This window comes from Parashewanella hymeniacidonis (assembly GCF_016900895.1).
Classification (GTDB): Bacteria; Pseudomonadota; Gammaproteobacteria; order Enterobacterales; family Shewanellaceae; genus Parashewanella; species Parashewanella hymeniacidonis.
Genome location: NZ_JAFEUN010000100.1, coordinates 1 through 16,481, shown reverse-complemented (window position 1 = coordinate 16,481; position 16,481 = coordinate 1). Strand labels below are relative to the sequence as shown.

At 38.8% G+C, this 16,481-nt stretch carries 16 protein-coding genes and 2 pseudogenes; 10 read left to right on the top strand and 8 right to left on the bottom strand.

Translation table 11 applies throughout. The annotated features are described in order from the left end of the window. A pseudogene (locus tag JQC92_RS17175) lies at positions 1-212 on the bottom strand (IS982 family transposase); the annotation flags it as partial. 68 nt (positions 213-280) lie between these two features. Next, a pseudogene (locus JQC92_RS17170) lies at positions 281-591 on the bottom strand (aldehyde dehydrogenase family protein); the annotation flags it as partial. Positions 592-774: 183 nt separating this feature from the next. On the opposite strand from JQC92_RS17170, the gene thrS reads away from it, so the two are divergent. From thrS to rplT, 4 genes are all read left to right on the top strand, one after another. Then, positions 775-2,703 (top strand): threonine--tRNA ligase, encoded by a 1,929-nt coding sequence (gene thrS / locus JQC92_RS17165; protein ID WP_205000785.1) that lies wholly within the window; start codon positions 775-777, stop codon positions 2,701-2,703. 3 nt (positions 2,704-2,706) lie between these two features. After that, entirely contained in the window at positions 2,707-3,249 is a 543-nt protein-coding gene (gene infC, locus JQC92_RS17160; protein ID WP_205000786.1) for a translation initiation factor IF-3, read from the top strand. 88 nt (positions 3,250-3,337) lie between these two features. Further along, a complete protein-coding gene (gene rpmI / locus JQC92_RS17155; RefSeq protein ID WP_011496149.1) occupies positions 3,338-3,532 on the top strand; it encodes a 50S ribosomal protein L35 in 195 nt (64 codons plus the stop codon). Positions 3,533-3,549: 17 nt separating this feature from the next. After that, positions 3,550-3,906 carry a 50S ribosomal protein L20 gene (rplT, locus tag JQC92_RS17150; RefSeq protein WP_129947406.1) on the top strand — a complete coding sequence of 119 codons (357 nt, stop codon included), beginning with the start codon at positions 3,550-3,552 and terminating at the stop codon, positions 3,904-3,906. 58 nt (positions 3,907-3,964) lie between these two features. Here the strand turns inward: rplT and JQC92_RS17145 are convergent, their stop codons facing one another. Continuing rightward, on the bottom strand, positions 3,965-5,014 hold the full coding sequence (locus tag JQC92_RS17145; RefSeq protein ID WP_205000784.1) for an amidohydrolase family protein: 1,050 nt from the start codon (positions 5,012-5,014) through the stop codon (positions 3,965-3,967). A gap of 92 nt (positions 5,015-5,106) precedes the next feature. Next, positions 5,107-6,483 carry a methyl-accepting chemotaxis protein gene (locus JQC92_RS17140; RefSeq protein ID WP_205000783.1) on the bottom strand — a complete coding sequence of 459 codons (1,377 nt, stop codon included), beginning with the start codon at positions 6,481-6,483 and terminating at the stop codon, positions 5,107-5,109. Positions 6,484-6,919: 436 nt separating this feature from the next. On the opposite strand from JQC92_RS17140, the gene pheS reads away from it, so the two are divergent. From pheS to ihfA, 3 genes are read left to right on the top strand one after another with little or no spacing between them, the layout of a single operon-like run. Beyond that, entirely contained in the window at positions 6,920-7,900 is a 981-nt protein-coding gene (pheS, locus tag JQC92_RS17135; protein WP_205000782.1) for a phenylalanine--tRNA ligase subunit alpha, read from the top strand. Positions 7,901-7,915: 15 nt separating this feature from the next. Next, entirely contained in the window at positions 7,916-10,303 is a 2,388-nt protein-coding gene (gene pheT / locus JQC92_RS17130) for a phenylalanine--tRNA ligase subunit beta (RefSeq protein WP_205000781.1), read from the top strand. A gap of 4 nt (positions 10,304-10,307) precedes the next feature. Beyond that, positions 10,308-10,604: an integration host factor subunit alpha gene (gene ihfA / locus JQC92_RS17125; RefSeq protein WP_129947411.1), complete on the top strand. Its 297-nt coding sequence runs from the start codon at positions 10,308-10,310 to the stop codon at positions 10,602-10,604. Positions 10,605-10,665: 61 nt separating this feature from the next. On the opposite strand, the gene JQC92_RS17120 is transcribed toward ihfA, so the two are convergent. Then, positions 10,666-11,505, bottom strand: a complete 840-nt coding sequence (locus JQC92_RS17120) for a LysR family transcriptional regulator (protein WP_205000780.1) — start codon at positions 11,503-11,505, stop codon at positions 10,666-10,668. Positions 11,506-11,684: 179 nt separating this feature from the next. Between JQC92_RS17120 and JQC92_RS17115 the strand changes: the two genes are divergently transcribed. Continuing rightward, positions 11,685-12,419 carry an SDR family oxidoreductase gene (locus JQC92_RS17115; protein WP_205000779.1) on the top strand — a complete coding sequence of 245 codons (735 nt, stop codon included), beginning with the start codon at positions 11,685-11,687 and terminating at the stop codon, positions 12,417-12,419. Positions 12,420-12,501: 82 nt separating this feature from the next. Here the strand turns inward: JQC92_RS17115 and JQC92_RS17110 are convergent, their stop codons facing one another. The 3 genes from JQC92_RS17110 to bepA form a co-directional block, all read right to left on the bottom strand. After that, entirely contained in the window at positions 12,502-12,876 is a 375-nt protein-coding gene (locus JQC92_RS17110) for a DUF2069 domain-containing protein (RefSeq protein ID WP_205000778.1), read from the bottom strand. A gap of 10 nt (positions 12,877-12,886) precedes the next feature. Then, on the bottom strand, positions 12,887-13,237 hold the full coding sequence (arsC, locus tag JQC92_RS17105; RefSeq protein ID WP_129947415.1) for an arsenate reductase (glutaredoxin): 351 nt from the start codon (positions 13,235-13,237) through the stop codon (positions 12,887-12,889). A gap of 77 nt (positions 13,238-13,314) precedes the next feature. Beyond that, positions 13,315-14,745, bottom strand: a complete 1,431-nt coding sequence (gene bepA, locus JQC92_RS17100) for a beta-barrel assembly-enhancing protease (protein WP_476739468.1) — start codon at positions 14,743-14,745, stop codon at positions 13,315-13,317. A 138-nt stretch (positions 14,746-14,883) separates the two neighbouring features. Between bepA and JQC92_RS17095 the strand changes: the two genes are divergently transcribed. Together JQC92_RS17095 and JQC92_RS17090 are read left to right on the top strand one after the other, a co-directional pair. Further along, entirely contained in the window at positions 14,884-15,117 is a 234-nt protein-coding gene (locus JQC92_RS17095) for a sulfurtransferase TusA family protein (protein WP_129947417.1), read from the top strand. 1 nt (position 15,118) lies between these two features. Then, on the top strand, positions 15,119-16,186 hold the full coding sequence (locus tag JQC92_RS17090) for an AI-2E family transporter (protein WP_205000777.1): 1,068 nt from the start codon (positions 15,119-15,121) through the stop codon (positions 16,184-16,186). The last annotated feature ends 295 nt before the right edge of the window (positions 16,187-16,481 follow it).

The window sequence follows — 16,481 nt, the reverse complement described above, 5'->3', positions numbered from 1 at the left end:
GGAAAAAGAGGAGACCAATATACTCTGAAGTAATCCCAAATTCCTTTGTCAGTATGATGACCAGTCCACTCACCGACAATTTCCATAGTAATCACTTCAGAATCAGTAAGTTTTGGAGGGCTTCCACGGCTTCTTAAGGGCGTTGTTATTTCTTGCTGATAAAAATCGTCAACCAAACAGTAGACATAAATGATAAAATCTTCTATAGGCATGATCGTAACCTTCAATGGAATGGTTAGAACCTACCATTTTAAGGTATGATCATGCCTATCAAAAATTAGTCACACATCGGGTTAAAGAATATATTAGGTGATTTACCACCAAGCTCTACTGTGGATGGGATAATATTTATAGCGGCACATTTTAGGATGTGTGAACCGACAGGTGTTGACCCCGTAAAGGCGATTTTAGCAATGCGAGTGCTTGGCCGACTTCTTCGCCATAGCCATTGACGATGTTGAGTACACCCTTAGGTAAAATGTCTTAAATAAGTTCCACCAGAATAAGAATCGATGCAGGCGTTTGCTCTGCGGGCTTTAATACTACACAGTTACCGCCTTCTAGAGCCGGAGCAAGTTTCCATGCCGCCAAATTTTTATTAAAACTTTAGTAGTGCTAGGTTGCTTAGTATTTGGCAATTCCGTATTATTCTATTACTGCTGGAATGAAACTATTTAGGCTTTGGTACTGACTAACTTTCATTTCAGTTTTTTATTTTTCAAATATTATACCCAAGTGGCTCTACGTATGAGTCACCACTGGAAAGGATTTATCATGCCTGTTATTACACTTCCTGATGGTAGCAAACGCGAGTTTGCACAACCTGTTTCTACTTATGACGTTGCAATGGATATTGGTCCAGGTTTAGCTAAAGCCTGTATCGCTGGCCGAGTAAACGGTAAGCTTAAAGATGCTTGCGATGTTATTGAGTCTGACTCTGATCTTTCTATTATCACCGCAAAAGATGATGATGGTTTAGAAATTTTGCGTCACTCCTGTGCGCATTTATTAGGTCATGCTATCAAGCAACTATGGCCAGATGTCAAAATGGCAATTGGACCAGTTATTGATAAAGGTTTTTACTACGATATTGATCTTGAGCATAAATTGACTCAAGAAGATATTGATAAGCTTGAAAAGCGTATGCTTGAGCTTGCCAAGACAAATTACAATGTAATTAAAAAAGTCGGTAGCTGGCAAGACGCATATGATGCGTTTGAAGCTCGTGGTGAAACTTACAAAATGCAAATTCTTGATGAAAACATCGAGAAATCGGCAACACCAGCTTTATATCATCATGAAGAATATACGGATATGTGCCGTGGACCTCATGTACCCAATATGCGTTTTTGTCAGCATTTTAAGTTAATGAATGTTGCTGGTGCATACTGGCGTGGTGATTCGTCGAATAAGATGCTTCAGCGTGTTTACGGTACAGCTTGGGCTGACAAAAAGCAGCTTAAGTCATATTTGAACCGCCTTGAAGAAGCGTCAAAGCGTGATCATCGTAAAATCGGTAAGCAGCTCGATCTTTACCATATGCAAGAAGAAGCACCTGGTATGGTGTTTTGGCATAATGATGGTTGGAGCATTTTCCGTGAACTAGAAACCTTTGTTCGCACCAAGCTTGTTGATTACGATTATCAAGAAGTAAAAGGTCCATTAATCATGGACAGAGTATTGTGGGAGCGTTCAGGTCACTGGGACAAATATTCAGAAGCTATGTTCACGACTCACAGCGAAGCTCGTGATTATGCGCTAAAACCAATGAACTGTCCTGGTCATGTTCAAATCTTTAACCAAGGTTTGAAGTCATACCGTGATCTTCCATTGCGTATGGCTGAGTTTGGGTGTTGTCACCGTAATGAACCTTCAGGTTCACTACATGGACTGATGCGTGTCCGTGGCTTTACTCAAGATGATGCGCACGTATTTTGTACTGAAAACCAAGTTCAAGACGAAGTGATTAAGTGTATCAAAATGGTATACGATACTTACGCTACTTTTGGATTTGAAAATATCGTTGTTAAGTTATCAACTCGCCCTGAAAAGCGTATTGGTGACGACGATATGTGGGATAGAGCAGAAGAAGCTTTGAAGCAAGCTTTGGCATCAAATGAAATCGAATATGAGATTTTAGATGGCGAAGGTGCTTTCTATGGCCCAAAAATCGAATTTACTTTGCATGATTGTTTAGATCGTGCATGGCAATGTGGTACAGTGCAACTCGATTATGCGCTACCGAATCGTTTAGGTGCAACTTATGTTGCAGAAGACAACAGTCGCCAGACTCCAGTAATGATTCATCGCGCTATTCTGGGTTCACTAGAACGTTTCTTAGGTATTCTTATCGAAGAATACGCTGGTCGCTTCCCAACTTGGTTAGCTCCAGCTCAAGCTGTTGTGATGAATATTACCGATAAGCACGCTGATTATGTTGAAGAAGTAGTCAATATATTCAAGAAGCAGGGAATTCGTGCAGTTAAAGACTTGAGAAACGAGAAGATTGGCTTTAAAATACGCGAGCACACTTTAAGACGTGTCCCTTATTTATTGGTCGTTGGTGATCAAGAGATGGAAAATAGGGAAGTCGCTGTGCGAACACGGGACGGAAAAGATTTAGGCAAACTGAGTATTGATACGTTTGCAGCTAAAATCCGTGAACAGATTTCGTTCCGTAGTCTAAATTTGTTGGAGGACTAGGTCATAAAAGGCAAAAGAGATGGTGGGCGTAATACCGCTCCCAATAGAATCAATGATGAAATTACCGGCGTATCTGAAGTACGTTTAAATGGTGCTGAAGGCGAACAACATGGTATCATGACCATTCGTGACGCACAAAGTAAGGCGGATGAAGCAGTTTTAGATCTTGTTGAAATCAGCCCGAACGCTGAGCCCCCAGTATGTCGGATAATGGACTACGGAAAGTTCCTTTTTGATAAAGCGAAAGCTCAAAAGGAACAAAAGAAGAAGCAAAAGCAGGTTCAGGTTAAAGAAGTAAAATTCAGACCTGGAACTGATGAAAACGATTATCAGGTAAAACTACGCAACCTGAATCGTTTTCTAAGCGATGGTGACAAAGCGAAAGTAACGCTGCGTTTCCGTGGCCGCGAAATGGCACACCAAAGCATTGGTATGGCTCTATTGAACCGTATTAAAGCAGATTTGGAAGAAATAGCAGTCGTGGAGTCTTTCCCGAAAATGGAAGGTCGTCAAGCTGTTATGGTGCTAGCGCCTAAAAAGAAATAAGTCGGGCTTATTAAAAAGTAAGTAAGGTTCAATAGAGCCTTACTTCGCCTTGCTATTTAATTAACTATCCCAATGCGGAGTTTTAGAAATGCCTAAAATGAAAACAGATAAGGGTGTTGCTAAACGCTTTAAGAAAACTGCTAATGGTTTCAAGCGTAAGCAAGCTCACCTTCGTCACATTCTGACTAAGAAAAGCACTAAGCGTAAACGTCATTTACGTGCTAAGTGTTTAGTTGCCAAGTCTGACGTTCCAGCAATCGCGCGTCAATTACCTTACGCTTAATTTAGGAGATATAGAAAATGCCAAGAGTTAAGCGTGGTGTAACCGCTCGTGCTCGTCACAAGAAAGTATTAAAACTTGCCAAAGGTTATTATGGTGCTCGTTCTCGCGTATATCGCGTAGCGGTACAAGCAGTAACTAAAGCGGGTCAATATGCATACCGTGACCGTCGTCAAAAGAAACGTCAATTCCGTCAACTTTGGATTGCACGTATCAATGCGGCAGCTCGTCAAAATGGTCTTTCATACAGCCGTTTCATCAACGGTCTGAAGAAGGCGTCTATCGAAATCGATCGTAAGATTTTGGCAGACATTGCAGTATATGACAAAGTTGTTTTCGCAACTTTAGTTGGAAAAGCAAAAGAAGCTTTAGCTTAATCGCTTAAGTTATTTTGTACTGCTCTCAAAGCCTCGGTTTACCGAGGCTTTGTTCGTTTTAGCTTTTACATATTCTAGGTGTTTGTTGCTGTAAGCCCAGTAAATTAAAGTAGTTTTGTCCTAAAGCTATATTTCTAAATGCTTCATCATTTATGTATTTGTGTATTTCACTCACAGTTTTCAAAGTGTGATCATAGTCTTCAAAATCAAAATTTTCATATGCTAGAAAATCGGTGCCATTGATAAATTGTGAAGGGTACTTATTGATTAAAGCAACATAGCGAGTTCTGTCTCGACTAAAAAAGTTTTCTTCTAAAACAGTCGATGAAATGTCAAGCGTAAGGTTAGGGTGGTTTTTTAAAAAACTGTTCATAAGCCCAATATGATTCTTGGTATCTATCTTACTTTGCTCAGTAGACAATCCCATATGAGCCCATACAATTTTATTATCAGGATATCGCTCTAGCACATGCCGCATTAGATGAATATATTCAAAGGGAGAATCGTTTAAACCGATGTCGGCATGCAAAGTAAGTGGGAGATTATGAGTTCTTAAATATGCCATGAATGGTTGCCAATTATTAATGTCACTTATTGTTGCTGGTTCGTGAGCGTTACTGAGTAAAGCGTGTTGGATTAGGTTTACTTCGCCGACCCACTTAAATTTATTCGGATACTTATTTTGGATATAAATAACCCGCTGTAAAATGTTCTCTGGATTGGCCAAATCAGGAAAACTCATCGAAAGTTTTGTGACTATGTTTTTATACTTGTGTTTTGTAAACGCTTTTAAGTTTCGAAAATCATTTACCCAACTTGGCTTAATTGGCGTATTTGGGCAGTCTAGGTAATGCTTACAAGCAGTTTTAACTGCAAATGTTTGTCCGATCCCATAAGCATTGACGTACTTAATGCCGGCTTTATTAAGAATGCTCATGAGTTTATCGGTTGGCATAGCTTCATTATTAAACGGTTGTGTATGTAAATGAGTATCAACCTGAAGTGTGTGGGAGAGTTGGTTCCTATCAAAGCAATCAGAACTGTTTGCATAATTAAATACGGCAAGGAAAGAAAAAAATAGTGAGAATTGAAAAATACACCTTTTCATATAAACATCCGTGTTTACACATAATGGTTTTATTATAGGCAATAAAAAAGGCACCGAATGGTGCCCATTAAAAATTGTAAGTTAGTTGAATCCTAGACCTTTAAACCAACCAATAGTTGATCAAGTTGCTCGGCAGTCGCGTGTAACTCATCACAACCTGAAACTGCATTGTTAGCTGATTCTTCCACATTATGAGATTGATTGCGGATTTCCATTAAATTACCAGCTATTTCGTTTGCAACGGCAGATTGCTGCTCAGCGGAGCTTGCAATTTGAACACTCATATCTAGTACTTTGTCGCTATGATTTGAGATATTTCGTAAATCATCACCGGTTTTCATTACGTGAGATTTACCTTGCTCAGCTTGTTCAACGGTTCTCGACATTACTTGAGTTAGGGCACTTGCGCCAGATTGGAGAGATTCGATCATGCTTTTTATCTCTACAGTGGCATCCTGAGTGCGGCCAGCAAGTGTTCTAACTTCATCTGCAACAACAGCAAATCCTCGCCCTTGCTCGCCTGCTCGTGCAGCCTCAATTGCAGCGTTAAGAGCGAGCAGATTAGTTTGTTCTGAAATTGCATTAATCGTTGTCACAACTTCATCAATGCGTGATGCATTGTCATTTAATTCATTCACGGCGTCAGAGGCATTTGAAATATCCGATGCTAAAGTACCAATAACTTTAACCGTGTTTTCGATATCTCTGGAACCAACCGTAACCTGATTATTCGCTTCTTGTGTTTCCATTGAAGATACTTCAGCGTTTCGGGAAACTTCTTTAACTGCTGCGGTCATCTCTTCCATCGCTGTAGCAAGTGAATCAAGGTGTTGCCTTTGATTTACAGCTAATTCTTGGCCTTGGCCCGCATTTCCACGAAATTCGTTGACGACATTACGAATTTGATCAGTTGATTGAATGATTTGTTTGACTAATTGATGCTGCCTATCAACCAAAGTATCAATACTGATGGCTAAATGGCTAAATTCATCTGGTACTTTAAAAAAGTTAAGGCGATTGGTTAAATCACCACCAGCAGCACGTTCTAATGCCATCACTGTAGTATATAAAGCACCACGGATGAAGGTCGAAATATAATACGTAGCCATCCAAACAAGGAATAGTAAGCCAGCGGTTATAATATAAATAACCTTTTGGTCTTCTTTTATGATCTCGTCCACTTGCTTCATTGAAGAAGTCTGATGCATCGAAATAGAAGAAAGAAAATTATCTCTTTGGTTTGTTGGGATATAGTCTAAAGCGGCATCAACAATTTGTTGCTTTTGCTGGGCGCTTTGAGTACTTGCATATTTATTGAATTCTCCTGATATCTTCTCTAACTCATAGTGAGATGCAAAAGCCAAAAAAACTAATGCTAAGATAGAGATGGTTGCTAGGATTATAAACTTTTGTCTTATTGTTGTTTGAATCAAATACTTATCGATCCAACGAAATTTTACTTCTTTCATAATTATACTCTTATGCCTTTTAGTAGCACTTTTTATGAGTGACCCCAAATATCATATCGGCTCGAGAACCTCCGACTTAAGCAATTAAATATCAATTGCTGAAATTTTATCTTCCGTTGAAAAATTGTTATCGACATTTTACATCTTGATCATTTTACAGGCCAGTGGTTGTAAGTCATTTTGACTATAAAATTGTAATAACGTGATGACAATCAACTTATATGGGATCGAATCCTGTAACGAGTGATTTATTGACTTAAATTGAGCTTTTATCTCTTATATAAATCAATTTACTCTAGAAAAACCAAGTGCATTAGCGTAAAATTTCCGTCTTTTTTATTCTTGATTGTGTAGCGAATTCATAGCTTCAAAATTCATAAGATAAATTCTCTTATTTAGAATTCTGTGGTTTTTCCAACATGCAGTGGAAATTAAAATGCAACAACTAAACGACATTGTATCTAATGCTTTAGAAGTAATAGAGCAAACTAGTGATTTAAAAGCACTAGATGATATCCGAGTAGATTATTTGGGTAAAAAAGGTCAGATTACGGCAATGATGCGTATGATGGCTACTTTAAGTGCGGAAGAAAAACCTGCATTTGGACAAAAAGTTAATGATGCTAAGCAAACCGTTCAAAAAGCGTTAAACGCTAAAATTGAAGGGATGAAACTTGCCGAACTAGAAGAAAAGCTGAAGACTGAGCAAGTTGATGTGACACTTCCTGGCCGTGTAACCGAACTTGGTGGTTTACATCCAGTCACTCGAACTATTGAACGCATCGAGGACTTTTTTGGTGAGCTTGGTTTCCAAGTGGAGAAGGGCCCAGAAATTGAAGATGACTTTCATAACTTCGATTCGTTAAACATTCCTGATGATCATCCAGCTCGAGCAGATCACGATACATTTTATTTTAATCCTAAGTTAGTTCTTAGAACTCAAACTTCAGGTGTTCAAATTCGAACAATGGAAAAGAAAGATCCTCCGTTACGAATTATCTCCCCAGGTCGCGTATACCGTAATGATTACGATCAAACTCATACACCGATGTTTCATCAGGTTGAAGGTTTGATGATCGATAAAAAAGTTAACTTTGCTGAGCTTAAAGGTATCTTGCATGATTTTCTTCGTAATTTTTTCGAAGAAGATTTAGAAGTTCGTTTCCGTCCTTCTTATTTCCCGTTCACTGAACCATCAGCAGAAGTTGATGTTAAAGGTGAGAATGGCTGGTTAGAAGTTTTAGGCTGTGGCATGGTGCATCCGAATGTACTGCGAAGCGTAGGTTATGATCCAGAAGAATATACAGGATTTGCATTTGGTATGGGCGTAGAGCGCTTATCTATGCTTCGTTATGGCGTAAATGATTTACGTTCATTTTTCGAAAATGACTTACGTTTCCTTAAGCAATTCAAATAACGGAGCAAATTAACAATGAAATTTAGTGAATCTTGGCTTCGTGAGTGGGTAAACCCAGAAATTTCTCGTGAAGCGCTTTCAGAACAGATCACCATGGCAGGGTTAGAGGTTGATGGTGTTGAGCCAGTTGCTGCTAATTTTTCTGGTGTAGTCGTCGGTGAAGTTGTCGAGTGTGGTCAACATCCTGATGCAGATAAGTTGCGTGTTACAAAAATCAATGTAGGTAGTGAAGAACTGCTTGATATCGTTTGTGGTGCACCGAATTGTCGTTTAGGTATTAAAGTCGCAGTTGCTGTTGTTGGTGCGAAACTACCAGGTGATTTCAAAATCAAGAAGGCCAAGCTTCGTGGCGTTCCTTCTCATGGTATGCTTTGTTCTTATTCAGAATTAGGTATCGATATTGAAAGCGATGGCATTATTGAGCTACCTCTTGATGCATCCGTTGGCACAGATATTCGTGAATATTTGGATTTAGACGATGCCATTATTGACGTGGATTTGACGGCAAACCGTGCAGATTGTCTCGGTATGGTCGGCTTAGCTCGTGAAGTTGCTGTTCTTAATCGTATGCAGGCAATAGAGCCAACTTGGGAAAAAGCTGACTCAAGCATTGCTGATAAAGTTGACGTACAGCTGACGGATTCGGCAGCTTGTCCTCGTTACCTTTCACGTATAGTGAAGGGTGTCGACGTGAAAGCCGCATCACCATTGTGGATGCAAGAAAAGTTACGCCGCAGTGGGATTCGTTCAATCGATCCTATCGTCGATGTTACTAACTATGTGCTTCTTGAATACGGTCAACCAATGCATGCGTTTGATGCATCGAAGATTGATGGTGCAATTGAAGTTCGTATGGGGAACGGCGAAGAAAAGCTAACCTTGTTAGACGGTAACGAGATTACGGTTCCAGCTGATACGTTAGTCATTGCAGATAAGAGCAAAACTCTTGCACTAGCAGGTATCTTCGGTGGTGAAGAATCAGGTGTTAATGAATCTTCAACAGATATCGTTCTTGAGTGTGCGTTCTTTGCACCTTCAGTTATCCGTGGTAAGGCTCGTATTCATGGCTTACATACTGATGCCTCACATCGCTTTGAACGTGGTGTAGACCCACAAATTCAGCATAAAGTAATGGATAGAGCAACACGCTTAATTCTTGATATTTGTGGTGGCCAAGCAGGTGATGTTGTAGAAGCCGTTGCTGAAGAAAACCTTCCACAAGAGAAAACAATTACTTTACGCCGTAACAAGCTTGATGGTCGTTTAGGTCATTTTATTAGTGATGAAGATGTTGTTGAAATTCTTACTATGCTTGGTTTTGATGTTCAAGTAAGTGAAGGTGGCTGGTCAGTTATTACTCGAACCTATCGCTTTGATATGGCAATCGAAGAAGATCTGATCGAAGAAGTAGCAAGAATTTATGGTTATAACAATATTCCAAACATTGCGCCACAAGCAAGTTTGGTTATGTCAGACCATAAAGAATCTGACTTATCTGTTCGTAAAGTTCGTCAAACTTTGATCGCACGAGGATTCCAAGAAGCGATAACATATAGTTTTGTTGATCCTAAGCTTCAGCAGTTAATTCACCCTGAGCAAAAGACGATGATATTGCCGCATCCGATTTCAACTGAAATGTCGGTGATGCGTTTATCTATGTTTACAGGTCTGTTGACTACGCTTGCTTATAATCAAAAGCGTCAGCAAGGGCGTGTCCGCTTATTTGAAACAGGATTACGCTTTGTTCCTGATAACACAGCAGAGTCAGGCGTTCGTCAAGATTCGATGATTGGTGGCGTTATTTCTGGTACTAATGTGGACGAACATTGGTCAATGGAAGCTAAAACCGTTGATTTCTTCGATCTTAAAGGTGATTTAGAAGCAATTATGGGGTTGACAGCAGCAGCTTCAGAATTTACTTTTAATGCTGGTCAGCATCCTGCTCTTCATCCAGGGCAATGTGCTGAAATTTTGAGAAATGATCGAGTAATTGGTTATATTGGTGCAATTCACCCTAATTTGGAAAAACCGTTTGGATTAAACGGCAAAACCATTGTTTTTGAGGTAGAATTGGATGCCTTGTTACATGTTAAGTTACCAATAGCAGAAACTGTTTCTAAGTTTCCTGCAAACAGACGTGATATCGCAGTCGTTGTCGATGAAAATATTTCTGCTGGGGATATCATCGCTTCCATAAGAAAAAGTGGCGATAATCAGCTAGTTGGCATAAACTTGTTCGATGTATATCGGGGCAAAGGTGTTGAGCAAGGCAAGAAAAGCTTAGCTATTGCACTTACATTACAAGACAAAACACGTACATTAGAAGAAAAAGAAATTATGGAGCAAGTTGACTCTATAGTTTCAGTTCTTAAGACTGAGTTCAACGCATCGTTGAGGGATTAAAGTTATGGCACTTACCAAAGCCGAAATGGCAGAACATCTTTTTGAAGAGCTTGGTATTAACAAGCGACTAGCCAAAGAGATGGTTGAGTTGTTCTTTGAAGAAATTCGTGGAGCTCTCGAAAGTGGTGAGCAAGTCAAGCTATCTGGCTTTGGCAATTTTGACCTTAGGGATAAGAATCAAAGACCGGGAAGGAATCCAAAAACTGGTGAAGATATACCAATTTCGGCTCGCCGTGTGGTAACATTTCGACCTGGGCAAAAACTTAAAAGCCGCGTAGAGAAATCTAACGCTGGCAAGTAAAGTGAAAATAATAAAAGCCACTCAATTGAGTGGCTTTTATTTATTAAACGTAAAATAACACTTAACTGTATTTACTCGAAAGACTTCTTATTATCGCAGCTAAACTTGGCGCAATGCTTTGATGAGCGGGATAACACAATCCAATTCTTCTGAACATTCTCGGGCCATCATAATTTACTTTCGCTAGTCTTGGTTCATCTTCAATAAGTCCATCTGGCAAAAAACTGATTCCAAAACCACCGAGCACTAAAGATTGCACTAATGATTTTGAAGATGCTTTAGCGACTAAGTTTAAAGATATATGATTGCAAGCCAATAAGCCGATGGTCTGTTGGTGAGCTTTACAAGGTGGGCACTCTATAAACGGGTAACCGTGCAGTTTTTCAGGGGTTACCAGTTCTTCGTTTGTAAGCGTGTGGTTTGAAGGCACACACAGAACATAATCTTCTTCCCAGAGTGGAATGAATATTTCATCCTCATATTTTAATTCTTCAATGATTAGCCTAGCATCTGCTTGTGATGATAACTCAACTAATTCTAGATCTAAGTGTTCAATGGCTTCGTTACACGTGGTGAGTACTTTCGAAAGCCTGCGTTGACTTAAATCCGGCATCACAGCTAACTGAAACTTAACTCTGTTTGCTTTCTGTTTGAATAAGCCAGGAAGCTCTTTTGCTTCTTCAACTAATTTTAAAGCAAGAGGATATAGGTATTGAGCATTATCTAATGCTTTTACGCCTTTTTTACTTCGCTCAAACAGTTTGCCACCGAGTTGTTCTTCTAACTGTTTAAGCCCTGCAGAAAGCGATGGTTGACTTACGTGGCACCTTTTTGCTGCTGCTGTGATGTTGTTTTCTTCAAAAATTGCGATAAAAAAGCGTAATAATCTTAAATCAACCATATATGGGTATATACTGTGTTTATAACTCTATCAATAGGCTCAGCCTATCATATCTAGCTGTAATTAGTATTTTTCAATTGTTTTTCTGCTACTTATACTAAGCCTACTTTCCTTAATATTGCTTCAACTAAGCGATATTAAAAGATATTTCAATTGATTAACAAATATAGGCAAATCTAATGACAGATTTGAAAACTAAAGAGTTAGTAGTTATTACAGGTGGATCTTCTGGTATTGGTGCTGCTATTGCAAAAGCTTTTAACAATGCTGGCCACCCATTACTTCTTCTTGCACGTCGTATAGAAAAAATGGAAGAACTTGGTCTAGAAAACTCTATGCTTGCAAAAGTAGACGTTACTGATCGTGTTGCAATGACTGCTGCCATTAAAAAAGCCGAAGCTAAGTTTGGACCAGTAGGTGGTTTAGTCAATAACGCCGGTGTCATGTTGCTTGGTCAAGCTGATGTGCAAGATCCTGCTGAATGGAAAAAAATGATGGACGTTAACGTGATGGGAGTTCTTAACGGAATTCACTCAGTTTTAGCTGACATGAAAGAACGTCGAAACGGTACTATCATCAACATCAGCTCTATTGCTGGTCGTAAAACGTTTGGTGCTCATGCTGCTTATTGTAGAACTAAATTTGCGGTACACGCATTAACTGAAAATATTCGTGAAGAAGTTGCTCCATTTGACGTTCGTATGGTAACAATTGCCCCAGGTGCTGTTGAAACTGAATTACTTGGGCATACCACAAATAAAGACATCGTCGCTGGTTATGAAGATTGGAAAGGGTCAATGGGCGGTGCTATTCACCCTGAGACAATTGCTGAAGCAACATTATTTGCTTTCCAACAACCACAAAGTGTTTGTATTCGTGAAATCGTAGTGGCAGCTACACGTCAAGAACCATAATCAATAGATTTATTTCCATTGTGAATTCAAAAAGCCCTGATTTTTAAGTCAGGGCTTTTTACATTAGAAGAGTAGAACTAAATCAGTCTTTCTTTTTTTTCTTTAATCCAAGCCCTAATTCTCTGCCTCTCAAGCGTGCATAATAAGAGAATCCGATTAAAAGCCCCATTAATAAGACTGATTCAACAATTGAGAATGCTCGAATACTGTCCTCAACATAGAGCAAAGTAAAGCTATGCAATAAATAAAGGCATAAAATAAAACTGGCCCAAGCAAAGGTGTATGGCTTACCTTTTATGATGCCTCTTATCGGGAATAGCAGCGGCACAATCCACAGCAAAGAGAAAATCCAGCTGTAGGTGCCATTGAGTCCCAATTGAACAAAGTAGCCTCCTAGCAGAAGCAGTAAAGCTAAGTAACCAATCTGGTTTAACTTGAGTAAAGTTTGAGTCTGCATCTTTGTCTCGTTAAATAATGTCTAATACATTTTCTGGTGGGCGACCAATGACAGCTTTACCGTTAGCCAGTACAATGGGTCTTTCAATGAGTTTCGGTGTTTCAACCATCGCGTTGACAAGGTCTTCGCTTGTTTTATTTACATCCGATAAGTTCTGCGCCTTATATTCGTCTTCTTTCGTACGCATCATCTCTCTAGGGGCGAAATTAAGCAGCTCAAGTAGTTTTTTTATGTCACTTGAACTAGGTGCCACTTTTAAGTATTCCACAATGGTGACTTCACAGTTGTTTTCTTCTAATAGCGCAAGTGTTTGGCGACTCTTAGAGCATCTAGGATTATGGTAGATGGTTGCTTTTGTCATTATTCAATAACCTATATTTTTTATATCTTTAAATTTTATCAAACTGTGAGGTAGATAGCTAAATCTAATATAGCTACCTACTTTAATTCATCAAGGTCTCTTTCAGCTCGTTTAAATTGCCTGATCTTAGCTTCAATTCGAGCTAACTGAAGTGAGTTGTTTTTTGTCTTTTGATGAGCATAGTTCAATTGATCTATCGCACCTTTATAATTAGCTGAAAGAGCAAGTAACTCTGCTTTTGTGTAATGCTCTAACGCAGACTGACCTTCTTTATGATAAGCATCAAATAATAATTGATAGGCTAATACATTCTGTTTATCTAAATAAATAGACTCTTGCAAAAGTGGTATCGCTTTTTGTGGCTTACCTTCTTCAATATACGCATTAGCTAAATTGATATTGATAACTTGTGACGTTGGTTTTAATTTTAGCTGTTCATTAAGCATTACAACGGCTTTATCGTATTCACCGGCTTCAAGTAATAAATCTGTTTTTGTATCTATATAAAACAAATTCTCAGGATCTTTTTTTAGCAATTCATCAATGATCTTAGTGGCAGGCTTAAACTCCTCCAAACGAAAGAGAGCAAGTGCTTTGCCGTAGAGCGCAGCATCCTTAAAAGCAAACGTTTCCTTTTTAAGCTGATTGTCAAACATGCCCAATGCTTGTTGTGGGTTATAGCTTGAAAAACGAACTTGAATTCGAGCTTTAGCTAATTGGAAATTAATATCATCTGGTATATAGCGATGTGGATAAAGTGCGGCACGGTTTCTTGCCTCTGAGATACGTGACTCTGGGAGTGGGTGAGTTAACAGCATTTCAGGTAGTTTGGTTGTAAAACGATACTTAGCCGCTAATTTATTGAAAAAAGTATAAGCGGCTTCGGGATCAAAACCGGCATCAACCATCACTTTTGTACCAATTCTATCGGCCTCTTTTTCGAAGCTTCGAGTGTAATTAATTTTTGCCTGAGTAGCTAAAGCTTGTGTTGTCGCTAAAGCGGCTATACCCGCTTGGGGAGCTGCAACAGTTAATAGAATGGCACCTAAAACACCGGCAATAGTAGCGGGTCCGGCTTTTTGTGATGCTTCGACTTGTCGTGCTAGGTGTCTTTGAGTAACGTGAGTGATCTCGTGAGCGAGCACCGATGCAATTTCACTTTCATTATCAGCGTTTAAGAAGAGCCCTGTATGAACTCCAACGTGTCCACCGAAAAATGCGAAAGCATTGATTTCATCATTCCTAAGCAAGAAAAAGGTAAAAGGTGTTTTGACATCAGTTGCATGGGCAACTAACTTATTCCCCAGTTCAGTTAGGTATTGCTCAAGTACGGGGTCATAAAGCATAGGAGCAGATGAGCGAATCACTCTCATGTATGCGTCGCCGTATTTTAATTCTTTATCAATACTGAATGTGTTGTTCGCTGCACTTCCTAAGTCTGGTAGGTCAGTATTGGCAAAACTATGCGCAGCACTCATCAGTAAAAAGGCACCAGATAGGGATGTCAATAAAGGCTTGAATAGCTTCTTGAATGCATGTGTTTTCAAATTAGGCCTATAATTTATTTTAATGATATTTACATACTAGCTTGTGGTTTCTGCTACAACTTAGGATAATAGTATTAACAATCATTGAGCAGTCTGACTATGCTTTGTATTGATTTAACCAATTTTCGCTGTCCTTTACCATTAGTAAAAACCAAATTAGCACTAAAAACATTACCGGAAGGCGAAAAATTGCAGGTTTTATTATCTGACCGTAATTCTAGGCACGATGTTCCCAAGTATTTGATCAAAGAAGGTTACTTTGTTCAGGAAGTAAGCAATTCCTCTGAATTACTTGAGCTTATTGTTGCAAAATCAAATAGAGAACAACGCTAATATGTACACATTATTATCAAATTGGTACAAAGACAGGTTTAGTGATCCTCAAGCTGTTACTTTAATTCTTATTATTGCTTCTATCTTTTTCTTAGTCTATTTCGCTGCTGGAATTCTAGCTCCTTTAATCGTTGCACTGGTTTTGGCTTTTTTACTTGAATGGCCAGTAAATCAGATGCAACGCTTTGGCATTAATAGAACATTTGGCACGAGCATCGTTGTTTTGTGTTTTATCGGCCTAATGCTTATGGTCGTATTAGGTGTAATTCCAAGCGTTTGGAAGCAGGGAAGTGCTTTAATCTCTGAGTTACCAGAAATGATTGATAAAGGGATGGTAATTTTAAAAGAGCTTGCAGAAAAGTACCCCGAATACATAAGTATTGATCAATTAAACGCTTTAGTTTCTGAAACTCAATCAATGGTTGATACTCAGCATTTATTTGACTTAGCTAAACAACTATTAGGGGTTTCAGCATCTATTTTGGTGTTGATGGTTTATGCTATTTTAGTCCCACTGCTTGTATTCTTTTTCTTAAAAGATAAACAATCTTTGATTGCTGGCAGTAAACGATTTTTTCCAAGTAACCGACAACTTGCAGGGCAGGTTTGGTCAGAGATGCATCAGCAACTATTTAATTATATTCGTGGTAAAATCATAGAGTTAGTAGCAGTAGGTGTTGCAAGTTACATTTTCTTTGCCATCATGGGCCTGCAATACGCAGTTCTACTCGGAGTATTAACTGGCATCAGTGTCCTTATTCCATTTTTAGGAGCAACACTAGTCACCCTACCAATTGTGCTTGTTGCTTTTTTTCAGTGGGGTATCAGCCCTGAATTTGGTTACTTGTTGTTGGGTTACGGTATTATCCAAGCGATTGATGGAAATGTATTAGTACCGTTACTATTTTCTGATGCTGTAGATTTACATCCCGTCATTATTATCGCTGCTGTATTGATTTTTGGTGGTATGTGGGGAGTTTGGGGGGTATTTTTTGCTATTCCTTTAGCTTCATTGATAAAAGCTGTAATAAATGCCTGGCCTAAGAAGCTTACACAGGTTGAGAGTTAAAAACTGTTAATGTTTCTTAAATTAAAATTGTACAAAAATGCTCTTTTCTTTTCTAAGTAGAAGAGAAGAGAACTTTAATTTTTAGTGTGAAACTAATTTTTTGCAAATCACTTTTATCATATTAAATATGGTTAGTTTTGTTATACATAATTTTACTTACTATAAAAAATTAGGGAACCCATCAAACATGGGTAACAAATTAAGAAGAAAAATCTGAGGAGAAAAGCTTTATTTTTGAGATAATAAGTCAACCACGACAACTATCAAAATAAAATGGCGATTCTGAACAAAACAC